Source organism: Janthinobacterium sp. SUN206 (assembly GCF_030587305.1).
Classification (GTDB): domain Bacteria; phylum Pseudomonadota; class Gammaproteobacteria; order Burkholderiales; family Burkholderiaceae_D; genus Janthinobacterium; species Janthinobacterium kumbetense.
The window spans coordinates 124,685-146,298 of the sequence record NZ_JAPWIB010000001.1 but is presented as its reverse complement, the minus strand read 5'-3'; the positions used below and the strand labels follow the sequence as shown (position 1 = coordinate 146,298).

The window sequence follows — 21,614 nt, the reverse complement described above, 5'->3', positions numbered from 1 at the left end:
ATTTACTTAGTAAATATTGCTTTAAACCTATACACTATTCCCCATCAGAACAAAAGAGATACGCTGTCGTGAACGATCCCATCCCCAATCCCCTGCGCAAAGGCGCGCCCAGCCTGGCTGACGTGGCCGAGCCGATGGCGCCAGGCACCAAGCCGCACCATATGAGCGATCCGTGGGATATCGGCGAAACCCTGTGCAGCCTGGCAGACAACGGCGACGCCATTTCCATCTACCCGGCGGGCGGCGAAGACGTCATCATGGCGCGCATCCTGTCCGTCGACGACGACTTGCCGCAATTCGTGCTGGAACTGAATGAAGGCGCCACCCTGCCCGAAGGCGGCGCCACGTTTGTGTCGTGGGTGCAAAGCGCCAAGTTGCAATTTACCATCAATGGCGAATGGGAAGCGTATCCCGAGCGGCCGAACGTGTATCTGACGAACTTCCCCAGCCATTGCCTGGTGCTGGAACGGCGCGAATCGGCACGCCTGGAAACGCCGCTGGGCGTGTACTACCTGGCCGCCTTCGTGCTCGAGGGTCGTCCGTATGAATTGCAGCTATATGATTTCTCGGCCGGCGGCATCGGCATGCGCGCCCATCCGCGCGACACGGTAGGCCTGTACGTGGGGCGCAAGCTGTCGCGCGTGCGCCTGGAGCTGGGACCGAACAAGGTCATGATCGCCGACCTGGAAATCCGCCTGTCGCGCACCTTCCGCTCCTTCCTGCTGGGCGAGCAGGTGCAGATCGGCTGCCGCTTCCTGAACCTGACGGAAGCCATGGAGGATGAATTGAAAGTGCTGCTCGATAATCTGGGCAGCAGCCGCAAGGTGCGCTAGTTTCGCTTCACGCATGAAAAATGGCCGCCCAGCTCATGCTGCGCGGCCATTTTTTGTTTAACAGCCAAAGTCACGAGGCGCCTGAAAAACGTTCAGGGCAAGACGCATTGCCGAAGACAGTACGAATAGTACGGCGAGGCAATGCAACGCCGCCATGGGCGTTTTCTCAGCCGCCGATCAGTCGTCGTCGTTTGGATCTAAATCCGGAAACATCACTTCCGTATAACCGAATTGCGTAAAATCAACGATGCGCATCGGATACAAAATGCCGTGCAAGTGGTCCACTTCATGCTGCACCACGCGCGCATGGAAACCGTCGCAGTCGCGGCTGATGGGCTGGCCGAACTGGTCCACGCCTTCGTAGTGCAGCTCGCTCCAGCGCGGCACGCTGCCGCGCAGGCCGGGCACGGACAGGCAGCCCTCGAAACCCTCTTCCTTGCGTTCCGACAAAGGCGTCAGCACAGGGTTGATCAGCACGGTTTCCGGCACTTGCGGCGCATCGGGGTAGCGCAGGTTCTGCTTGAAGCCGTAGATCACCAGCTGCAGGTTGACGCCGATCTGCGGCGCCGCCAGGCCCGCGCCATTGGCCGCATGCATGGTGTCGAACATGTCGGCAATCAAGGCGTGCAGTTCGGGCGTATCGAATTCACGCACGGGCTCGGCCATGCGCAGCAGGCGCGGATCGCCCATCTTGAGGATGTCACGTACCGTCATTTTGTTTCCAGTGTCGCTTGCAGTTGTTGCAGATAGCTACGGAAGGCGGCGCCCGTTTCCGGATGTTTCATGCCCATCGCCGTCGTTGCCTTCAGGTAACCAAGCTTGGAGCCGCAATCATAACGCTGCCCCTGGTAGCGGTAAGCCAGCACGCGCTCTTCGCGCATCAGGGCGGCGATGCCGTCCGTCAACTGGATTTCGCCGCCGGCACCCGTGCCGATATTTTCCAGATGGTTAAAGATACGGCTGGTCAGCACATAACGGCCCACCACGGCCAGGGTTGACGGCGCCTCTTCGGGCGCGGGCTTTTCCACGATGGCCGAGACCAGCTCCAGGTCGGGCTGATAATTCTTTGCCGACACAATACCGTACTGCTTGGTTTCCGCGCGCGGCACATCCTGCACGGCCAGCAGCGAGCAATTTTCATACTGGAAGACATCGGTCATCTGCGCCAGCACGGGGCGCACGCCCTCTTGCACATCCATGAAATCGTCGGCCAGCAAGACGGCAAACGGCTCGTCGCCGATCACGGGACGGGCGCACAGCACGGCATGCCCCAGCCCCAGCGGCGCGGACTGGCGAATGTAAATGCAATTGATATGCTTGGGAATGACGTTTTGCACCATGTCGAGCAACTGGCGCTTGCCGGCCGCTTCCAGCTCCGATTCCAGCTCGTAAGCCGTATCGAAATGGTCTTCGATGGCGCGCTTGTTGCGCCCCGTGATGAAGATCATTTCCGTGATACCGGCCGCCACGGCTTCTTCCACCGCGTACTGGATCAATGGTTTATCGACGATGGGCAACATTTCCTTCGGTTGTGCCTTGGTCGCTGGCAAGAAGCGGCTGCCCAGGCCGGCGACGGGAAAGACTGCTTTTCTGATTTTTTTCATGGGTCTTCTGTAATATTTTAAGAATTAATCCTGCGCGAGCAAGGCCAGCAAACCAGCCTCGTCGAGGATGGCCACGCCCAGTTCCTGGGCCTTGGCCAGCTTGCTGCCGGCGTCCGAGCCGGCCACGACATATCCTGTCTTCTTCGAAACAGAACCGCTGACCTTGCCACCGGCCGCTTCGATCAGTTCCGCCGCCTCGTCGCGGCTCATGTTGGGCAAGGTGCCCGTCAGGACGAAAGTCTTGCCGTCCAGCTTGCCGCCAGCGGCTGGCATTTCAGGCAATTGTGACAGTAATTCATGGCGCAGGGCGTCCAGTTGACCAAGCAGCTTGACATTGCCCTCATCGGCCAGCCACTGCGCCAGCGACTCGGCCACGGCGGCAGGCAAGCCCGCATGGAAGCTGGCGCCTTGCGCGGCCAGGCTGGCCAGGGTCACGCCCCGCTCCACCAGCTGCTTGCTGCGCGGCTCCGTCAGCTTCGGGATGCCGATGGCGGCCAGCAAGGTGGTTTGTTCGAGCTGCGTGCGCAGCTTGGCGCTGGGCGCATGTTCACCTTGCGGCGCGACGCCCGCGTCCAGCAACGCCTGCAGCGCCTGCTGGTTCTTTTCTTCGGCAAAGAAATCGGCAATCGACTCGGCGACCGTGCCGCCGATGTCGGGCAGCACGCGCAGCAAGGCTGCGGGCGCTTGCCGCACATACGCCAGGCTACCGAGCCACTCGGCCAGGGTCTTGGCCGTCGATTCGCCCACGTGGCGGATGCCCAGCGCGAACAGGAAGCGCTCAAGCGGCGGGCGCTTGCTCGCTTCTATACCGGCCAGCAGGTTTTCCGCCCACTTGGTGGGAATCTTGCCTTGTTGCACTGTTTCTGGCGTCGAACCGTCGCGCTCGTCGGCGCGCACTTTCATTTCCAGCAATTTATCCAAGGTCAGGCTGTACAAGTCGGCCAGGCCATGCACGTATTCCAGTTCGACCAGGGTATCGATATAACGTTCGCCCAGGCCTTCGATATCCATCATGCGCCGGCCCGCGAAATGGCGGAACGCTTCCTTGCGCTGCGCCGAGCAGAATAGGCCGCCCGAGCAGCGGGCAATCGCCTCGCCCTCTTCGCGCACCACGTGCGAGCCGCACACGGGGCACGTTTCCCGCATCTTGAACGGCAGCGGCGCCGGTTCCGGCCGCTTTTCCAGCACCACGGACAGCACTTCGGGAATCACGTCACCGGCGCGGCGCACGACGACCGTATCGCCCACGCGCACATCCTTGCGCAGCACCTCATCTTCATTGTGCAAGGTGGCGTTGGTGACCGTCACGCCGCCCACGGAGACGGGCGCCAGGCGCGCCACGGGCGTCATGGCGCCCGTGCGGCCCACCTGGATATCGATGCCCAGCACCTGCGTCAGCGCCTCTTCGGCGGGGAACTTGTGCGCCAGCGCAAAACGCGGTGCGCGCGACACAAAACCCAGCTCCTGCTGGTCTTCCGTCGCGTTCACCTTGTAGACGACGCCGTCGATTTCATACGGCAACGTGGGACGGCGCGCGCCGATGTCCGCGTAGTAATCGAGCAAGCCTTGCGCGCCCTGCACCACACGGCGCTCCTTCGATACGGGAATGCCCAGGGTTTCGTACCAGTCCAGCAAGGCAGAATGCGACACGGGCATGGCGGCGCCATCGAGGGCGCCGATGCCGTACGCATAGAAACGCAGCTTGCGCTGGGCCGTGATGCGCGAATCGAGCTGGCGCAGGCTGCCGGCCGCCGCATTGCGCGGGTTGGCAAATTCCTTCTGGCCCGCTTCGCGCTGGCGTTCGTTCAGGCGGGCAAAATCGGCCTTGAACATCATGACTTCGCCGCGCACGTCGAGCACGGCAGGAATCCGGTCGCCATGCAGGCGCAGCGGGATGCCGGCAATGGTGCGGATATTCGCCGTCACGTCCTCGCCCGTGGCGCCATCGCCGCGCGTGGCCGCCTGCACGAACAGGCCGTTTTCATAGCGCAGGTTGATCGCCAGGCCGTCGAATTTCACTTCGGCAGCGTAATCGACTTCGGCACCGTCAAGGTCCAGGCCTTCGCGCACGCGGCGGTCGAAGTTGACGATATCGTCATCGGTGAAACCATTGTTCAACGACAACATCGGCACCGTGTGCGTGACTTGCTCGAATTGCGGCAAGGGCGCCGCACCCACGCGCAAGGTGGGCGAATCGGGCGTGCGCAAGTCGGGATGGGCCGCTTCCAGCGCCTGCAGTTCGACGAACAGCTTGTCGTACTCGGCGTCGGGGATGGTGGGATTGTCGAGCACGTGGTAGGCGTGCAGATGCCGATTGAGTTCGGCCGTGAGTGCCAGGACGCGCTGAGCGGCATTCCGCTGGGCGGCGTCCTGGTTGATCGGATCAGTCATTGTTGCGGGATTCTTCAGCTAAATAAACGCAGGGCGCGGGTGGAACCGGCAGGAATGTCGGCCGCGTCCATTTCCTGGTAAAACTCTTGCACCTGGCCGGCGATCTCGGCCAGCGCCGCGTCCGACAAGGCCTGGTTGTAATCGTCGACGATGGTGGCGTCCAGGCGGCCCACCAGTGCCTTGGCGCAAGCGACCATGGCGCCGAAGCCGTCGCGCGCGGGCGCCACGCATGGCACGTCCAGCAGCAGGGTCAGGCGCGGCGTCGTTTCCTCGGCCAGGGTGACATTCGTCGACAGCGAGAACAGATAGCCGCCTTCGCCGTCGGGCATGACGAAACGGCCGTCCGGACGCACGTCGAAGCCCTGCTTTTCCAGCGCGAACAGCAAGGTGGAAATGGCCCATGGCGCGCCATTCGTGTGCAGGTTGACGCCCAGCTGGGCATCGTGACCGGCCACGAAGCGGTGCAGATTGCGCGCTTCGGCCATCACTTCCATCATGTCGGGCACTTCCGGCTCGGCGCCGATCTCGTCGGCCACGCCGCGCAGGCGCGTAACCAGTTCCGAGTATTCCAGTTCATTCAGGGCCGTGCTGCGGCTGGCCAGCTGCACGCCGCCCTGCATCTTGGTGTAGACACCGCCATGCGTGATCGGTTCCCAGTCGCCATTCACGTGCAAACCGATGAAGTGGACGGGCTTGTTGCCCACCAGGCGCAGGGTTTGCAGCACGGGCAGGATCTTGTCGCCACGCACGGGCGCTTCCAGCGACAAAGGCAGCAGGCAATCGATCAGCGGGTCGACCAGGCTGGTCGCCTGTTCGCTGGCGGCGCTGACTTCCGGCTGCGCCGGCGCGGCAGGAGCGGCGGGTGCAGGGTCGGCATCGGCCAGCGACGGTTCCGCATGCACGGGCGCGTCCGGCACCACGGCCGCTGGCGGCGCACCGAACGACGGTTCGGCCTTGGCGGCGGGCGCGGCGTCGAAGCGCGGTTCCTGGCGCAGCACGGGTTCCTGGGCTTCCACGGCAGGAGCGTCGCCCTCGCGCATCAGCACGTCGTCGTGGTCGGTGGAAAAAGCCCGTTCCACGCTTTTCTTGGCCTTGTATTCCTGCCATTTGTTGTACGAGAAAACACCGACGATAAAGACGCCGCCGGCGCCGAACAAGGTAATTTGAAGGTCTGTCATGCTGCTTGTGCCTCGGTTGCAAAATTTGCGGCGGACTCCATGTCCACCGCCACGATGCGCGATACGCCCTGCTCCTGCATCGTCACACCGATCAATTGATGGGCCATTTCCATCGCAATCTTGTTATGCGAAATGAAAAGGAATTGGGTCTGGTCGGACATGCGCTTGACCATGCGGCAGAAGCGTTCCGTGTTCGAATCGTCCAGCGGTGCATCGACTTCGTCGAGCAGGCAGAACGGCGCCGGATTCAGGCGGAACATGGAAAACACCAATGCGGTCGCGGTCAGCGCCTTCTCTCCACCCGATAACAGGTGGATGGTGGCATTTTTCTTGCCGGGAGGCTGCGCCATGACTTGTACACCGGAATCGAGAATCTCGTCGCCCGTCATGGTCAGCCTGGCCTGGCCGCCGCCGAACAGAATCGGGAACAGCTCGGAAAAGTGATGATTGACCTTGTCGAACGTGTCTTGCAGCAAGTCGCGCGTTTCCTTGTCGATCTTGTGGATCGCGTCTTCCAGGGTGTTGATCGCTTCCGTCAGGTCGGCATTCTGGGCGTCGAGGAAATTCTTGCGCTCGGATGCCTGCGCCAGTTCGTCCAGCGCGGCCAGGTTGACGGCGCCCAGGCCCGTGATGGCGTTCGTCAGGCGCGTCACTTCGCCCTGCAGATACGATGGACGCATATCCGGGTGCAATTTTTCCGTCAGCGCGGCCTCGTCGGCGCCCGCTTCCAGCAGTTGCTGGGCGAATTGCTCCTGGTTCAGGCGCGCAGCCTGTTCCTTGAGCTGCATTTCCATGATCTTGTCGCGCTGCGGCTGCAAGCTGCGTTCCGATTGCGTGCGCGCATCTTCGGACAGGCGCAACTGCTGCGTAATTTGATCGAGTTCGTGGCGCGCGTCCGCCAGCGCCCGCTCCTGCGTCGTGCGGCGTTCGAGCAAGTCCTGCAAGCCGTCGGCGGCCGCGCCGCTTTCCAGGTTGGCCAGTTCCAGTTCGCCCGCCTGCAGGCTTTCCGTCACTTGCTGCGCCTGCGTGCTGGCCGTGGCGATGTTGCGGCGCAATTCCTCGATCTTCGCGCGGTGGGCTTTTTCCGCGTATTCCGTATCCTTGGCGGCCCGCTCCAGGTCGCGCAAGGCTTCGCGCGCTTCGGCCAGACGCTGTTCCTTCTGCAGGAAATCCGTGTGGCCGTCTTCGTGCGCTTCCTGCAAGTTGCCCAGCTCCATGTCCAGCTGTTCGAATTTCTCTTCCGATTCCAGCTTGGTCTGCATCTGCTCCGCTTCCTGCGCGGCGATCTCGGCCAGGTCGGCGCCGATCTGCGTGCTGCGCTGGTTGAAGCGCGCTTCCACTTCCGACAGTTTCACCACGTCCAGTTGCAGAGTATGCACGGAAGACGTCAGTTGCTGTATGCGCAAGCGCAAGTCGGACAGATTGCGCGTCAGGGTGGCGACGGCCGCATCGGCCCGCACGGAACGGGCGCGCGCCTCTTCGGCCAGCAATTGCTGGGCACGCAACTGCTTGCCGATATTGTCGATTTCCTGCTGGCGGCCCAGCATGCCTTCCTGCTCCGAATCGGCCGCATAGAAGCGCACGCTGGTGGCCGTCACGACGTGACCGGCGCGCGTGACGAAATAGCCGCCCGGCGGCAATTTACTGCGTTCGGCCAGGGCTTCGGCCGCGTCTTCCACGGCATAGGCGTTGTACAGCCAATCCTGCAGCAAGCCGCGCAAGCCCGGATCGTTGAGTTTCAACAAGTTCAGGAACGGTTTCAGGCCGGCGATTTCCGGCAGCGGCAGCGGCGCCACCGTGGATGGCGCGTACAGGGCCAGCTTGGCCGGCGGCGCGTCGGCAAAGAAAGCCTTGGCCCAGTCGATATTCGACAGTTGCAAGGCCGACGTGCGCTCGCGCAAGATCGATTCCATGGCCGCTTCCCAGCCCGCTTCGATCTGCAGCTTTTGCCACAGACGCGGCAAGGTGTCGAGCTCGTGCTTTTTCAGCCAGGGCTGGACCTTGCCCTGCGTCTGCACCCGTTCCTGCAATTGTTTCAAAGCGGAAAGACGCGCTTCCAGCTGGGCATTCGCCGCCGTCTCGGCATTGACTTGCGCCTGCGCCTCGGCCCGTTCCTGCTCCAGCTTGGGCTGCTGCTCCAGCGCTTCTTCCAGGTAGAAACCCTGCTCTTCCAGGGTTTGCTGCTTTTCTTCCAATTGGAGCTTCAGGTTTTCCAGGTGGCTGCTGTCGGGCAGACTGAGGCTGTTCTTTTCCTGCTGCAGGCGCTCGCGGCGGCTCAAGAGGCTGGCCAGGATGTTCGAGGCGTTGCGCTGGTGCGCCGATTCCAGCTCCAGCTGCTGCTGGGCCTGCATGATGCGGGCGCGCGATTCCGTGCTCTTGTTTTGCGCGGCGCGCCAGGCGGCGTCCAGCTCGGGCAATTGCTCGCCCTTCTGTTCCGCCATCATTTGCGATTGCTCAACCTTCGCGGCCAGTTCTTCGAGGTGGAATTCCGCCTCTTCGATCTGTTCCTGGTATTCGCCGCCCTGGCTGGTCCACTGGTCGCGCTGGGCCGTCAGGGTGGCCAGCTGCGCCTGCAGGCGGGCGCGCGATTCGATGACGAACTTGATCTGCGCTTCCAGGCTGCCGATTTCCGCATTCGTCTGGTACAGATGGCCTTGCGCCGTATGCAAACGGTCGCCCACGGCAAAGTGCGCCTGGCGCATCTGCTCCAGGGTCAGCTCCACGTTGCGCAGCTTGGCCGTCTGCTCTTCCAGGTCCGTCTGCGCCTGTTCCACTTCGCGGAAATAGCGCGTCTGCTCGTTTTGCGCCTCGTTCTTGCGCAGCAGCCACAACAGCTTCTGCTTTTCTTCCTGGTCCGCCTGCAAGGCGTGGAAACGGGTGGCGACAGCGGCCTGCGCTTCCAGCTTTTCCAGGTTGGCATTGAGTTCGCGCAAGATGTCTTCCACGCGCAACAGGTTTTCGCGCGTGTCCTGCAAGCGGTTTTCCGTCTCGCGGCGGCGTTCCTTGTATTTCGATACACCGGCCGCTTCTTCGAGGAAGACGCGCAATTCTTCCGGGCGCGATTCGATGATGCGCGAAATCATGCCCTGGCCGATGATGGCGTAGGCGCGCGGACCGAGACCGGTGCCGAGGAAGATATCCTGGATGTCGCGCCGGCGCACGGGCTGGCCATTGATGTAATAGGTGGAGGTGCCGTCGCGCGTCAGGGTGCGCTTGACGGCGATCTCGGCGTACTGGCCCCACTGGCCGGACGCCTTGCCATCGTTATTGTCGAACACCAGTTCCACGGAAGCGCGCCCGGCCGGTTTGCGGTGGGTGGAGCCATTGAAAATGACGTCCTGCATCGATTCGCCGCGCAATTCCGACGCTTTCGATTCGCCCAGCACCCAGCGCACGGCGTCGATGATGTTCGACTTGCCGCAGCCATTCGGCCCGACCACGCCCACGAGCTGGCCTGGCACCTGAAAATTGGTGGGCTCGACGAAAGACTTAAATCCCGACAACTTGATGGAAGAGAGACGCACGTGTTTTAGAGTTCCTGGCCTATGCTGGCGGTTATATTTGGGTGAACCCGGTTCATATTCAGTTCATGGCCACCTTGGCCACCCTTGCGGCAACAGTCCGGCCACTCACCGCAGGGAGTGGTTCATCATACCATTTCCTGATGCTTTTCTGGCCAAAAAACCGCAGCGCCAGGCGCCGGCGTGCCCCGCCTTACGGGGCTGGGCGGCCATCCTGCGCCAGTTTCCAGTCTTCGCGGGAAAAAACACGCTCATGGCCGGACAGCGCCAGGGCCAGTTTTTGCAGCCATTGCTCGGTCGGCATGGGCTCCGCCTTGAAGCTGAGCACCACCATCAGCACGAGGCTGGCCAGGGCCAGCGCATGGCTGACGGCGATATTCACGGCGCCGCGGGCGCTCCACATGAAGCCCAGCGCCAGCGCCAGGCCCAGCACGCAGCCGCTGACGGCTTCCGACACGCTGTGCGCATGCACGACCACGCGCGAAATGGCCACCAGCACGGCAAAGGCCACGCCGACGAGCACGCCGGCATGGCGCCAGCGCGGTGCAGCCCGCTGCAGCAGCACATACATCAGCACGGGAAACACGGCGCCGGCGCGCATGGCGTGGCCGCTGAAGCCCGTAAAATCGAGCGCGCTGCTGCCCACGCCCCAGCTCATGAAGGCCAGCTTCGACAGCACCACGAGGGCCAGGCCGCCGCCGTACCACAGGCTCCAGCTGAGCACCAGGCGCCATTGGCGCGAGACGAGCAGCCACAGGGCAATCGCCACGCCAGCCGGCCCCATCACGGACATATCGGCCGCAAAAGAAATCCCATTCCACCAAGTCATCGCGCCTGCACTTATTTCATGATCAGCTTGCACTATGCCACGACTCTGCCCTGTTCCGCGCGGCTTTTGCTGTGCTGCAGCGAAGAATTACATTCGATTACAAACTTTCCACGCTGAAACCATCGGCCCGGCATGGCATGGCGGGGCGCGGCAGGCGTCAGATATTCGTCAGGCGCTTGCCCTTGGGCGGCGCAAAGTCGCGGATCGATTCGATCATGCCCACTTCCAGCGCCTGGTCGGCCGTCAGGTGCAGGTCGGAATACGCGTGCACCTGCCACTGCTCTTCCGTCAGGCTGACGTGGCCGCGCAGGATGCGCTCGGTACGCATGTCGTCGGCGCGCAAGCCCTCGACGATAATGCTGAGCGCGTCGGGGCGGGAACCGGGCGAGGCTGTCGCATGCGACTTGTGCACCATGAAGCGGGCCGTGTCGCTGGCATGGCGGTGCCGCCCCGCCAGGAACAGGGTGACGGCGATGGAGGCCACGGCGCCCCCGTTATAGGTGATGATGTCGAGCGGCAACTTGCTGAGGAAGTTGTACAGACAGATGCCGTCGCTGACATAGCCGCCGTTCGACTGGATCAGGATGTGCGCGGTGGTGAGCTTGTCTTCCGTGATGTCGGCCGCGGCGTTGAAGACGCGCCGCACCATATCGCTGTTGACGTCGCCCGAGAGGGTAAAGTAACCGTGCTGCTCGGTGTTGTTTTGCGTCTCGCTTTGTGTAGTGTTCATGGCAGGCACCCGCAAGAAAGCCAGAATTTCATCATAGCGCATTCCCGCGCGGCCGGGCGTCCTTTTGCGGCGTCTCCAGCCCCCTGACAGCCCCGCAAACCGGGGCTTCTGCTGCAATTTGACAATGTCTTTTCAGATTGACAGAAACACCCTGCTGGCATATATTCCTCCCACTTGATCGGGAGAGGGCAAACCAGCGTTGCCGCCGAAGGGGCACTACCCAAAAACTCTCAGGCAAAAGGACCGATCAGGCGGACTGAAGCTGTTGCTTTGGCGACACGTTTCAGCTCAACTCTGGAGAGCGGCCGCGGCTATTGCCGGCGGCCCACCGAAGGGGCGCACGGGGCAAGCCCCCGTAATCTCTCAGGTACAAAGGACAGGGGGGTCAGTGATCACGCTGGAAAGCCGTGTTTGGCTATTCTATGTTTTGTTAACTCCCCTTTTACCTTCGTCCCGAGGAATCCATGACGCTCAAAGCGACCCCACTCAATAACGCCCACCGTGCCCTCGGCGCCCGCATGGTCGATTTCGGCGGCTGGGACATGCCCGTCAACTACGGCTCGCAAATCGAAGAACACAACGCCGTGCGCGGCGATGCCGGCATGTTCGACGTGTCCCATATGTGCGTGGTCGATATCGAAGGTCCGAACGTGCGCGCCTTCCTGCGCGGCTTGCTGGCCAACAACGTTGACAAGCTGCAAGTGTCGGGCAAGGCGCTGTACTCGTGCATGCTCAATGCCGAAGGCACCGTCATCGATGACCTGATCGTCTACTTCTTCAACGAAAACTGGTTCCGCCTCGTCGTCAACGCGGGCACGGCTGAAAAAGACGTGGCGTGGATGCAGCAGCAAAACACCAACACCAACAGCGGCCTGACGATCACCGAGCGCCGCAATGCCAACAATCCGATGGCCTTGGTGGCCGTGCAAGGCCCGAACGCGCGCGCCAAGGTGTGGCAAGTGCTGCCGGAAACGCAAGCCGCGTCCGAAGCCATCAAGCCGTTCAATGTCGTCATCGTCAAGGACACGGCCTTCGGCGAAGTCATGCTGGCGCGCACCGGCTACACGGGCGAAGACGGCTTTGAAATCGGCGTGGCCGCGACCCAGGTGGAAGCGCTGTGGAACGCCCTGGCGGCGGCCGGCGTCAAGCCTGCCGGCCTGGGCGCGCGCGACACCCTGCGCCTGGAAGCGGGCATGAATCTGTACGGCCAGGACATGGATGAAACCGTCAACCCGCTCGACGCGGGCCTGGCGTGGACCATCGACCTCGTCAGCGAGCGCGACTTCATCGGCAAGGCGGCCCTGCTGGCCAAGGGCCAGAACGCGCAATTCGTGGGACTCATCCTGCGCGAAAAAGGCGGCGTGCTGCGCGCCCACCAGAAAGTCATCATCGCCGGCAGCGAAGCCACGGGCGAAATCACCAGCGGCACCTTCAGCCCGACGATGCAGGAAGCGATTGCGCTGGCGCGCGTGCCGAACGGCGTCGCCGTGGGCGACACCGTGCACGTGGAAATCCGCGGCAAGCAGCTGGCCGCTTCCGTCGTCAAGCTGCCTTTCGTGCGTAACGGTAAAATCCTGGCTGCGTAAGGTTTTATAGAGCCGCCCGCAAGACCGTACAACCATAATCAATAACGAACACTTACCATCTGGAGCCACACATGAACATTCCTGCAGACCTGAAGTACACCGCTTCCCACGAATGGGTACGCCTTGAAGGCGACGGCACGATCACCGTCGGCATCACCGAGTACGCGCAGGACGCACTGGGCGACATCGTCTTCGTCGAACTGCCAACCGTGGGCAACACCTACGGCGCCGGCGACGACGCCGCCGTGGTGGAATCGGTCAAGGCAGCGAGCGACATCTACGCGCCGATCGCCGGCGAAGTCGTGGCCGTCAACGACGACGTGGTCAACTCGCCCGAGTCGATCAACGCCGACGCCTACGCCAACTGGCTGTTCAAGATCAAGCCAGCCGACGTGTCGGCCCTGGACGGCTTGCTCGACGCTGCCGCCTATGGCGCCACCACCGGCGCGTAATAGCGTTTGACTCACGGGCCGCAATCGCGGCCCGTTTGCATTTTTTCTGCGCTGCGCCCGCGCGCCGCATCCCGGTTTTTCAGTCTTTTTTGGCCTCTATATCATGACCCGCACCAGCCTGACCCAACTCGAAGCACGCGATGCCTTCATCGCCCGCCACATCGGCCCTTCCCACACCGAACAAGCAGCCATGCTGGCGACCCTCGGCTATCCATCGCGCGCCGCGCTGATCGACGCCCTGGTACCGGCCAACATCCGCAACAAGGGCGCCCTGCCCCTGGGCGCGTACTCGCAGCCGATGCCGGAACAGGAAGCCCTGTCGCGCCTGAAAGCCATCGCCGGCAAGAACCAGGTTCTCAAATCCCTGATCGGCCAAGGCTACTACAACACATTCACGCCCGGTGTCGTTTTGCGCAACATCTTTGAAAATCCGGCCTGGTACACGGCGTACACGCCTTACCAGCCTGAGATTTCGCAAGGCCGCCTGGAAGCGATCCTGAACTTCCAGCAAGTGATCACTGACCTCACCGGCATGGGCATCTCGAACGCCTCGATGCTGGACGAAGGCACGGCCGCCGCCGAAGCGATGACCCTGATCCAGCGCGTGGGCAAGTCGAAGTCGAACGTGCTGTATGTGGCCAATGACGTGCTGCCGCAAACCCTGGAAGTGGTGCAGACGCGCGCCCAGCCGATCGGCATCGAAGTGCGCACGTTTGATCCGGCGGAAATCGAATCGCTGGACGCCTGCTTCGGCGTGCTGCTGCAATACCCTGGCGTGAACGGCGTCGTGCGCGATTACCGCGCCGGCGTGGAAAAACTGCACGCGAACGGCGCCATGGTCATCGTCGCGGCCGACCTGCTGGCCCTGACCATGCTCACGCCTCCTGGCGAATGGGGCGCCGACGTCGTCGTCGGCAACAGCCAGCGCTTCGGCGTGCCGCTCGGTTTCGGCGGCCCGCACGCGGGCTATCTGTCCACGCGCGATGAATTCAAGCGCAATATGTCGGGCCGCCTGGTCGGCGTGACCGTCGATGCGCAAGGCAACAAGGCGTACCGCCTGGCCCTGCAAACGCGCGAACAGCATATCCGCCGCGAAAAAGCGACGTCGAACATCTGCACGGCGCAAGTACTGCTGGCCGTGATGGCTTCGATGTACGCCGTCTACCACGGCCCGGCCGGCCTGCTGCAGATCGCCCGCCGCGTGCACCGCTTTACGGGCGTGCTGGCGGCCAACCTGAAGACCCTCGGCTATGGCGTCGTCAACGCGACTTACTTCGACACCCTGACCATCAACGTTGCCGATGCGGCGCAGCTGCACGCGACGGCCATGCACCACGGCGTCAACCTGCGCAAGATCGACAATACCCATGTGGGCGTGTCGCTCGACGAAACCACCACGCGCGACGATATCGCGCTGCTGTGGAAAGTGTTCGCGCACGGCCTGGCCAACGCGCCTGCCGCGCCGGACCTGGACAGCGTGGAAGCTGGCGTGACCAGCGCCCTGCCGGCGCAGCTGGCGCGCGAAAGCGCCTACCTGACCCACCCCGTCTTCAACAGCTACCATTCGGAACACGAAATGCTGCGCTACCTGCGCAGCCTGGCCGACAAGGACCTGGCGCTGGACCGCACCATGATCCCGCTCGGTTCGTGCACCATGAAGCTGAACGCGACGAGCGAAATGATCCCCGTCACCTGGCCGGAATTTTCGAACATCCATCCGTTCGCGCCCGATGCGCAAACCGTGGGCTACCGCGAGATGATTTCGCAGCTGGAAGAGATGCTGTGCGCCTTGACGGGCTACGCGGCCGTCTCGCTGCAGCCGAACGCCGGCTCGCAGGGCGAATACGCGGGTCTGCTGGTGATCAAGGCCTACCATGAATCGCGCGGCGAAGGCCACCGCAACATTTGCCTGATTCCCTCGTCGGCGCACGGCACCAACCCCGCCTCGGCCAATATGGTCGGCATGCAGGTGGTCGTCACCAGCTGCGACGCCAACGGCAACGTGGACCTGGCCGACCTGAAGGCGAAGGCGGAAAAGCACAGCGCCAACCTGGCTTGCGTGATGGTCACCTACCCATCCACGCACGGCGTGTTTGAAGAAGGCATCCAGGAACTGTGCGAAATCATCCACGCGCACGGCGGCCAGGTCTACATCGACGGCGCCAACATGAACGCGCTGGTCGGCGTGGCCGCTCCCGGCTCGTTTGGCGGCGACGTGTCGCACCTGAACCTGCACAAAACCTTCTGCATCCCGCACGGCGGCGGCGGACCAGGCGTCGGCCCGATCGGCGTCGGCGCCCACCTGGCGAAATTCCTACCGAACCAGCGTTCCTCGGGCTACCAGCGCGACGCGGCCGGCATCGGCGCCGTCAGCGCCGCGCCGTTCGGCTCGGCCAGCATCCTGCCGATTTCGTGGATGTACATCGCCATGATGGGCGCGGAAGGCTTGACGGCCGCCACCGAGACGGCGATTTTGGCGGCGAACTACATCGCGCGCCGCCTGGCGCCGCACTACCCGGTGCTGTACTCGGGCCACGACGGCCTGGTCGCGCACGAGTGCATCCTGGACCTGCGCCCGATCACGGACGCCACCGGCATCAGCAACGAAGACGTGGCCAAGCGTTTGATGGACTTCGGTTTCCATGCGCCGACCATGAGCTTCCCCGTGCCGGGCACCCTGATGATCGAACCGACGGAAAGCGAATCGAAAGTGGAAATCGACCGCTTCATCGACGCCATGATCGCCATCCGCGCGGAAATCGCCAAGGTCGCCAGCGGTGAATTCGACCACGACGACAACCCGTTGAAAAATGCGCCGCACACGGCACAGGTATTGATGTCGGACAACTGGGAACGCAAGTACAGCCGCGAAATCGCCGCCTACCCCGTCGCTTCCCTGCGCCAGCGCAAATACTGGCCGCCGGTCGGCCGCGCCGACAACGTGTACGGCGACCGCAACCTGTTCTGCGGCTGCGCACCGATCAGCTCATACGAAGAGGAATAACGCCAGACCAAACCTACTGCGCGTCGCGCTTTGCGGCCGGCGATGCTCACCGTACTGAAGTACGGTTGCGCTTCTCGGCCACAAGGGGGCGCCGAGCCTCACTGACGCTCGCTACGGTTTTGTCAGGCGTCGATACTCAGTAATCAGGAATTAAAATCCCGGCGAAAACCGGGAACATTAAACCAGAACGGCAGGCCGCAAGGTCTGCCGTTTTTTTATGCGCCGCGTTACAGCGCCAGCAAGGCCGCGCCCGGCAATCCCAGGGCGGTGCCCAGCATCGTCAGCAGCACGACATCGCGCCGCTCGCAGCGGGCGCGGTGCGAACTCCAGGCGGCAAACAGCAAGGCCACGGCCACGCCGCTGAGCGAAATACCCACTTCCGTCATGTCCGCTCTCCCCGCAGATGCGGCGCAGCCGCCATTGTTACGTTCATCATCGTCGTCATCCTTTGTCCCTATTGAGTTAACTACCTATCGGTAGGTAGCCAGTGTACAATAAAAAAGACGGCAGTGTCCATGCCGTGTTTTTTGACGATACAAAGGAAGCGCAATGCAGCAGCAAACCACTCTCCCCGCCGCCAGTCTCGGGCTGGCGGCTTCCCTGGCCCTGGTGGCCGTGCTCGGCCCGGCCGGCATCGACATGTACCTGGCCTCGATGCCCGCCATGGCGCGCGAGCTGCACACCTCGTATGCGAACGTGCAGCTGAGCCTGACGGTTTTCCTGCTCGCCCTGGGCGGCGGGCAATTGCTGTGCGGGCCGCTGACCGACATGCTAGGCCGGCGCCGTCCGCTGCTGGCCGGCATCGCCGTGTACATTCTTGCCGCCGTGTGGGCGTCGCAGGCGGATCAATTGAGCACCCTGCTGCTGGCGCGCTTGCTGCAAGGCCTGGGCGCCGCGCTGACCCTGGTCGTGGTGATGAGCATGGTGCGCGACGTGGCCGATGGCGTCAAAGCGGCGCAGCTGTTTGCCCTCTTGATGACCATCGTCGGCCTGGCGCCCGTGCTGGCGCCCGCCGTGGGCGGCTTGCTCGACGCGCATTACGGCTGGCGCGCCGTGATGCTGGCCCTGGCCGCGCTGGGTGTCTTGACCTTGCTCAATAGCGCGCTGTTCCTGCCGGAAACGCTGCCCCGCGCCCGCCGCGTCTCGCCGCGCGGCATGCACCGCACGTATGCGCGCATCGCGCTGGATCGCGCCTTCCTGCTGCCCGCGCTGGCCCTGTCCGCCACTTTCTTTTTCCTGTTTGCCTATATCGGCGGCGCGTCGCTCGTGTACCAGCGCGATTTCGGCCTGTCCGCTGGCAGCTTCGGCCTCGTGTTTGGCGCCACGGGCGTGGCCGTGCTGCTCGGTGCCATGGCCAGCGGCCGCCTGGTGGAAAAGCACGGCGTGGCGCGCCTTTGCGTGGCGGGCAGCGCGGCCATGCTGGGTGGCGCGGGGCTGGCCCTGCTCGGCGCCTGGGCGGGCGCGGGCATCGCCGCTGTCGTGCCGGGCATGTTCGTGGCCCTGTTTGGCCTGGGCATCGCGGAAGCGGCGCTGATGGCCATGGCCATGGGGTCGCAGCAGCGCGCGCTCGGTTCCACGGCCGCCCTGCTGGGCGCCATCCAGATGACCTTGTCGTCGCTGGCCACGCCGCTGGCGGCCAGCCTGTCCGAATGGGGGCCGCTGCCGTGGCTGCTGTTCTTGACCGTGGCCGGCCTGCTGGTATCATGGCTGACCCTGGCCACTGCGCGCGTCCATCCGGTCCATGCCAGCAGCCTGGGAGCGCACTGACGCCTCACCCCATATCACCCCCATGATGAAAAAACGCTCGGCCTCGGCCGATAATATCTGCGCCGTCGCCGTCGTCCACTTTTCGGAACACGGCTACGACGCTTCGTCCCTCAGCGACATCGCCGCGCAGGCGGGCATGCGCAAGGCTTCGCTGTATTCGCACTTCGCCGGCAAGGACGCCCTCTTCCTCGACGTGTTTGCCGACGCCCTGGCCGAAGAGCAAGCCTTCATGGACAGCTGCTTCGCCGACGAAGCGGCGCTGGCGGCGCCCGGCGGCCGGCAAGCCGGCGCCCTGTACTGCGACCGCATGGCGCAGCGCTATGCGGACTCGGCCCATTTGCGCTTTCTGCTGCGCACGGCGTATTTGCCGCCCGCGCCCCTGCGCGTGGAAGTGGGCACGGGCTACGAAGCCTTGCTGGCGCAGCTGCAGCGGTATTACGTGCAGAGCCTGGCCAGTCTCGCGCCCACGTTATCGCCGCAGCGCATCGACCTGTATGCGCAAGCCTACCTGGGCATCGTCGACAGCCTGCACGTGGAACTGATCTACGCGGGCGGCGCCGCGCTGCAGCAGCGCCACGCGGCGCTGTGGCAGATATTGTCCGATTCGCTGGCGATGGCCACGCAACATGGCTGAGCATGCGGCCTGCCACAGTCACATTACACTTTGGAAACCTAAGATTTCTTCAGTTGACACTCTTGCAGCATGTGCATAAGATGCCCCCATTATTCATTTACGGAGTCCCACGTGGGTACTTGTTCTAGTGACAGTAGCCGATCTTGTATCGGCGATTGCCTCGGCAACTAAACAGCAAGCAACGCGGAATTCCGTTTCCTCCGTGCCTTGCTGAGCAAGGTGCGGTGTCTCGCGCGGCCAGTACGGCCGCACGCCTCTCCCCCCTCTTTCCGATCGCGACCGGCTACTGACCCGGATTGCCCGCCAGCACTATCGTGCTTTGGCGGCACGCAAGTCTTGCCTGCGGCTGCGCCGCCCGTCAACACCTCGTCGTGAAAGGAAGAGCAATGAATCTCTTCACCCGCTTATTCGAATCGTTCCTGCGCAAGCGCCATACGGCAGGCAACTTCCGCCGCCGCGCCATGCCGCTGGAAAACAGCACGGCCCGCCCCGTGCCCGACCACCTGGCGCGCCAGTTGCTGGCCGCCGCCCATGAAGACCTCGATAGCGCCCTGAACCGCCTGCACACGCGCCTGGAAGGCTTGCGCGATGCCGAAGCACAAGTGATCAGCGCGCAAACGGGTCCGAACGAGGTCGAGCATGAAAAACCGCTGGCCTGGTACCAGCACCTGTGGCTGTGCTACAAGAATCCGTTCAACCTGCTGCTCACCGTGCTGGCCATCGTTTCCTACCTGACGGAAGACCCGAAGGCAACCATCGTCATCGGCACCATGGTGATCTTGTCGACCCTGCTGCGTTTCGTGCAGGAAGGCCGCTCGAACCGGGCCGCCGAGCGCCTGAAAGCCATGGTCAGCAATACCGCCACCGTGCTGCGCAATGGCCAGCAAGTCGAGCTGCCGATCCGCCAGCTGGTGCAGGGCGACCTCATCGTGCTGTCGGCAGGCGACATGATCCCCGCCGACTGCCGATTGCTGTCCGCGAAAGACCTGTTCGTCAGCCAGGCTGCCATGACGGGCGAATCCTTGCCGGTAGAAAAGATGGCCGAGCTGGCCGACGCCCATGGCAAAGATCCCATGGAACTGGCCAATCTGCTGTTCATGGGCACGAACGTGATCTCGGGCGCCGCCACGGCGCTGGTATTGGCCACGGGCAACCGCACCTATTTCGGCACCATCGCCACGCGCGTGACGGCCACCGAGCGCACGCCGACGGCGTTCGAGGCGGGCGTGAACAGCGTCAGCTGGCTCTTGATCCGCTTCGCCCTCGTGATGGCGCCGCTGGTCTTCCTGATCAACGGCTGGACCAAGGGCGACTGGATGGAAGCGTTCCTGTTCGCCCTGTCCGTGGCCGTCGGCCTGACGCCGGAAATGCTGCCCATGATCGTCACCAGCACCTTGGCCAAGGGCGCCGTGAAACTGTCCAAAAAGAAAGTCGTCGTCAAGCGCCTGGACGCCATCCAGAACTTCGGCGCCATGGACGTGTTGTGCACGGACAAGACGGGCACCTTGACGCAGGACAAGATCGTGCTCGAGCGCCATACCGACGTGTTCGGCCAGCAATCCGATGAAGTGCTGCAATTCGCCTATTTGAACAGCCACTACCAGACGGGCTTGAAAAACCTGCTGGATCGCGCCGTGCTCGACCACGTGGAATTGCAGACGGAAATGCAGCTGGCGCGCGACTATGTAAAGGTCGATGAAATCCCCTTCGATTTCGTGCGCCGCCGCATGTCCGTCGTCGTTTCCGAAAAGAATGATCACCATGAACTGATCTGCAAGGGCGCCGTCGAGGAAATCCTCGCCGCCTGCAGCCACCTGCGCCTGGGCGGCGTGAATATCCCCCTCGACGCGGCCCTGCTGGACAAGGTGCTGGAAACCACGCATGGCCTGAATGCGGAAGGTTTGCGCGTGGTGGCCGTGGCCGTCAAGGAAGTGCCGCCGCACAAAACCGTGTATGGCGTGGCCGATGAAACGGCGCTCACGCTGATCGGCTATGTCGCCTTCCTCGATCCGCCGAAGGAATCGACGGCGCCCGCCCTGCGCGCGCTGGCGGAACACGGCGTCACCGTGAAAGTGTTGACGGGGGACAACCACCTCGTGACGGCGAAGATTTGCCGCGAAGTGGGCCTGGCCGTGCATGGCGTGCTGCAAGGCCCGCAACTGGACGACATGGATGACGCCACCCTGGCGAAAGCGGCCGAGGACAACACGGTATTTGCCAAGCTCAGCCCGCTGCACAAGGAGCGCCTCGTGCGCGCCCTGCGCGGCAATGGCCACATCGTCGGTTTCATGGGCGACGGCATCAACGACGCGCCCGCCCTGCGCGCGGCCGATATCGGCATTTCCGTCGATTCCGCCGTCGATATCGCCAAGGAAGCGGCCGACATCATTTTGCTGGAAAAGAGCCTGATGGTGCTGGAAGAAGGCGTGCTGGAAGGCCGCCGCACCTTCAGCAACATGCTCAAATACATTCGCATGACGGCCAGCTCGAACTTCGGCAATGTGTTTTCCGTGCTGGTGGCCAGCGCCTTCCTGCCGTTCCTGCCCATGCTGCCGCTGCACTTGCTGGTGCAAAACCTGCTGTACGACGTGTCGCAGATCGCCATCCCGTTCGACAATGTCGACGCCGAACTGATCCAGCAGCCGCTGAGCTGGAACCCGCGCGACATCGGCCGCTTCATGGTGTTTTTCGGCCCCATCAGCTCGATCTTCGACATCAGCACGTTTATCCTGATGTGGCATGTATTTGGCGCGAATACCCCGGAACAGCAAACCCTGTTCCAGTCCGGCTGGTTCGTCGTGGGGCTGTTGACGCAAACCCTGATCGTGCACCTGATCCGCACGCCCAAGCTGCCCTTCATCGACAGTATCGCTTCCGTGCCCCTGCTGGTGGCCACGACCCTGATCATGGCCGTGGGCGTATTCCTGCCGATGGGACCGCTGGCGACCTACTTCAAGCTGCAAGCCTTGCCATTGGGCTACTTCCCCTGGCTGCTGGGCATCCTCATCTGCTACACCCTGCTGACGACGTTCATGAAACGCGTGTACCTGCGCAAATTCGGCTGGCAATAGTATGATGGGCCGCT

At 63.1% G+C, this 21,614-nt stretch carries 15 protein-coding genes and 2 riboswitches; of the genes, 7 read left to right on the top strand and 8 right to left on the bottom strand.

What is annotated here, in order from left to right:
• Window positions 1–68: 68 nt before the first annotated feature.
• A complete protein-coding gene (locus O3300_RS00660; RefSeq protein WP_099664334.1) occupies window positions 69–833 on the top strand; it encodes a flagellar brake protein in 765 nt (254 codons plus the stop codon).
• Between the two features lie 177 nt (window positions 834–1,010).
• Here O3300_RS00660 and def read toward each other — a convergent pair whose 3' ends face one another.
• From def to O3300_RS00625, 7 genes are all read right to left on the bottom strand, one after another.
• The gene (def, locus tag O3300_RS00655) at window positions 1,011–1,547 is read right to left on the bottom strand and encodes a peptide deformylase (protein ID WP_076569759.1); all 537 of its coding nucleotides are present in this window, start codon (window positions 1,545–1,547) and stop codon (window positions 1,011–1,013) included.
• Window positions 1,544–2,437: a UTP--glucose-1-phosphate uridylyltransferase GalU gene (galU, locus tag O3300_RS00650; protein ID WP_077403348.1), complete on the bottom strand. Its 894-nt coding sequence runs from the start codon at window positions 2,435–2,437 to the stop codon at window positions 1,544–1,546. The genes def and galU overlap by 4 nt, the downstream gene beginning before the upstream one ends.
• 24 nt (window positions 2,438–2,461) lie before the next feature.
• The gene (ligA, locus tag O3300_RS00645; protein WP_305051654.1) at window positions 2,462–4,828 is read right to left on the bottom strand and encodes an NAD-dependent DNA ligase LigA; all 2,367 of its coding nucleotides are present in this window, start codon (window positions 4,826–4,828) and stop codon (window positions 2,462–2,464) included.
• A gap of 14 nt (window positions 4,829–4,842) precedes the next feature.
• Window positions 4,843–6,006: a cell division protein ZipA C-terminal FtsZ-binding domain-containing protein gene (locus O3300_RS00640; RefSeq protein ID WP_251349126.1), complete on the bottom strand. Its 1,164-nt coding sequence runs from the start codon at window positions 6,004–6,006 to the stop codon at window positions 4,843–4,845.
• Window positions 6,003–9,530, bottom strand: a complete 3,528-nt coding sequence (gene smc, locus O3300_RS00635) for a chromosome segregation protein SMC (RefSeq protein WP_305051653.1) — start codon at window positions 9,528–9,530, stop codon at window positions 6,003–6,005. The genes O3300_RS00640 and smc overlap by 4 nt, the downstream gene beginning before the upstream one ends.
• A 190-nt stretch (window positions 9,531–9,720) precedes the next feature.
• On the bottom strand, window positions 9,721–10,356 hold the full coding sequence (locus tag O3300_RS00630) for a phosphatase PAP2 family protein (protein ID WP_253192868.1): 636 nt from the start codon (window positions 10,354–10,356) through the stop codon (window positions 9,721–9,723).
• A 157-nt stretch (window positions 10,357–10,513) separates the two neighbouring features.
• On the bottom strand, window positions 10,514–11,086 hold the full coding sequence (locus O3300_RS00625) for an ATP-dependent Clp protease proteolytic subunit (protein ID WP_257218643.1): 573 nt from the start codon (window positions 11,084–11,086) through the stop codon (window positions 10,514–10,516).
• A 169-nt stretch (window positions 11,087–11,255) separates the two neighbouring features.
• Window positions 11,256–11,342, top strand: a riboswitch (glycine riboswitch).
• A gap of 28 nt (window positions 11,343–11,370) precedes the next feature.
• A riboswitch (glycine riboswitch) is annotated at window positions 11,371–11,476 on the top strand.
• Window positions 11,477–11,550: 74 nt separating this feature from the next.
• On the opposite strand from O3300_RS00625, the gene gcvT reads away from it, so the two are divergent.
• The 3 genes from gcvT (at window position 11,551) to gcvP (ending at window position 16,128) form a co-directional block, all read left to right on the top strand.
• On the top strand, window positions 11,551–12,672 hold the full coding sequence (gene gcvT / locus O3300_RS00620) for a glycine cleavage system aminomethyltransferase GcvT (protein WP_251349130.1): 1,122 nt from the start codon (window positions 11,551–11,553) through the stop codon (window positions 12,670–12,672).
• 71 nt (window positions 12,673–12,743) lie between these two features.
• Window positions 12,744–13,124, top strand: coding sequence for a glycine cleavage system protein GcvH (gene gcvH, locus O3300_RS00615; protein ID WP_077403327.1), 381 nt, complete (start codon window positions 12,744–12,746; stop codon window positions 13,122–13,124).
• A 103-nt stretch (window positions 13,125–13,227) separates the two neighbouring features.
• Complete coding sequence (gene gcvP / locus O3300_RS00610) at window positions 13,228–16,128, top strand: aminomethyl-transferring glycine dehydrogenase (RefSeq protein WP_289898333.1); 2,901 nt, start codon at window positions 13,228–13,230, stop codon at window positions 16,126–16,128.
• 227 nt (window positions 16,129–16,355) lie between these two features.
• On the opposite strand, the gene O3300_RS00605 is transcribed toward gcvP, so the two are convergent.
• Window positions 16,356–16,514 carry a hypothetical protein gene (locus O3300_RS00605; RefSeq protein ID WP_171985004.1) on the bottom strand — a complete coding sequence of 53 codons (159 nt, stop codon included), beginning with the start codon at window positions 16,512–16,514 and terminating at the stop codon, window positions 16,356–16,358.
• Between the two features lie 163 nt (window positions 16,515–16,677).
• On the opposite strand from O3300_RS00605, the gene O3300_RS00600 reads away from it, so the two are divergent.
• From O3300_RS00600 to mgtA, 3 genes are all read left to right on the top strand, one after another.
• Complete coding sequence (locus tag O3300_RS00600) at window positions 16,678–17,895, top strand: Bcr/CflA family efflux MFS transporter (protein WP_305051652.1); 1,218 nt, start codon at window positions 16,678–16,680, stop codon at window positions 17,893–17,895.
• Between the two features lie 22 nt (window positions 17,896–17,917).
• On the top strand, window positions 17,918–18,529 hold the full coding sequence (locus tag O3300_RS00595) for a TetR/AcrR family transcriptional regulator (protein WP_305051651.1): 612 nt from the start codon (window positions 17,918–17,920) through the stop codon (window positions 18,527–18,529).
• A gap of 386 nt (window positions 18,530–18,915) precedes the next feature.
• Window positions 18,916–21,600, top strand: coding sequence for a magnesium-translocating P-type ATPase (gene mgtA, locus O3300_RS00590; RefSeq protein WP_305051650.1), 2,685 nt, complete (start codon window positions 18,916–18,918; stop codon window positions 21,598–21,600).
• Window positions 21,601–21,614: the final 14 nt, after the last annotated feature.

Bases quoted from the DNA above. Each gene is read 5' to 3' on its own strand.
- O3300_RS00640 (WP_251349126.1), bottom strand. From the start codon at position 6,006: ATGACAGACCTTCAAATTACCTTGTTCGGCGCCGGCGGCGTCTTTATC.
- gcvH (WP_077403327.1), top strand. From the start codon at position 12,744: ATGAACATTCCTGCAGACCTGAAGTACACCGCTTCCCACGAATGGGTA.
- def (WP_076569759.1), bottom strand. From the start codon at position 1,547: ATGACGGTACGTGACATCCTCAAGATGGGCGATCCGCGCCTGCTGCGC.
- mgtA (WP_305051650.1), top strand. From the start codon at position 18,916: ATGAATCTCTTCACCCGCTTATTCGAATCGTTCCTGCGCAAGCGCCAT.
- O3300_RS00605 (WP_171985004.1), bottom strand. From the start codon at position 16,514: ATGACGGAAGTGGGTATTTCGCTCAGCGGCGTGGCCGTGGCCTTGCTG.
- galU (WP_077403348.1), bottom strand. From the start codon at position 2,437: ATGAAAAAAATCAGAAAAGCAGTCTTTCCCGTCGCCGGCCTGGGCAGC.
- O3300_RS00595 (WP_305051651.1), top strand. From the start codon at position 17,918: ATGATGAAAAAACGCTCGGCCTCGGCCGATAATATCTGCGCCGTCGCC.
- O3300_RS00630 (WP_253192868.1), bottom strand. From the start codon at position 10,356: ATGACTTGGTGGAATGGGATTTCTTTTGCGGCCGATATGTCCGTGATG.
- gcvP (WP_289898333.1), top strand. From the start codon at position 13,228: ATGACCCGCACCAGCCTGACCCAACTCGAAGCACGCGATGCCTTCATC.
- O3300_RS00625 (WP_257218643.1), bottom strand. From the start codon at position 11,086: ATGAACACTACACAAAGCGAGACGCAAAACAACACCGAGCAGCACGGT.
- ligA (WP_305051654.1), bottom strand. From the start codon at position 4,828: ATGACTGATCCGATCAACCAGGACGCCGCCCAGCGGAATGCCGCTCAG.
- O3300_RS00600 (WP_305051652.1), top strand. From the start codon at position 16,678: ATGCAGCAGCAAACCACTCTCCCCGCCGCCAGTCTCGGGCTGGCGGCT.
- gcvT (WP_251349130.1), top strand. From the start codon at position 11,551: ATGACGCTCAAAGCGACCCCACTCAATAACGCCCACCGTGCCCTCGGC.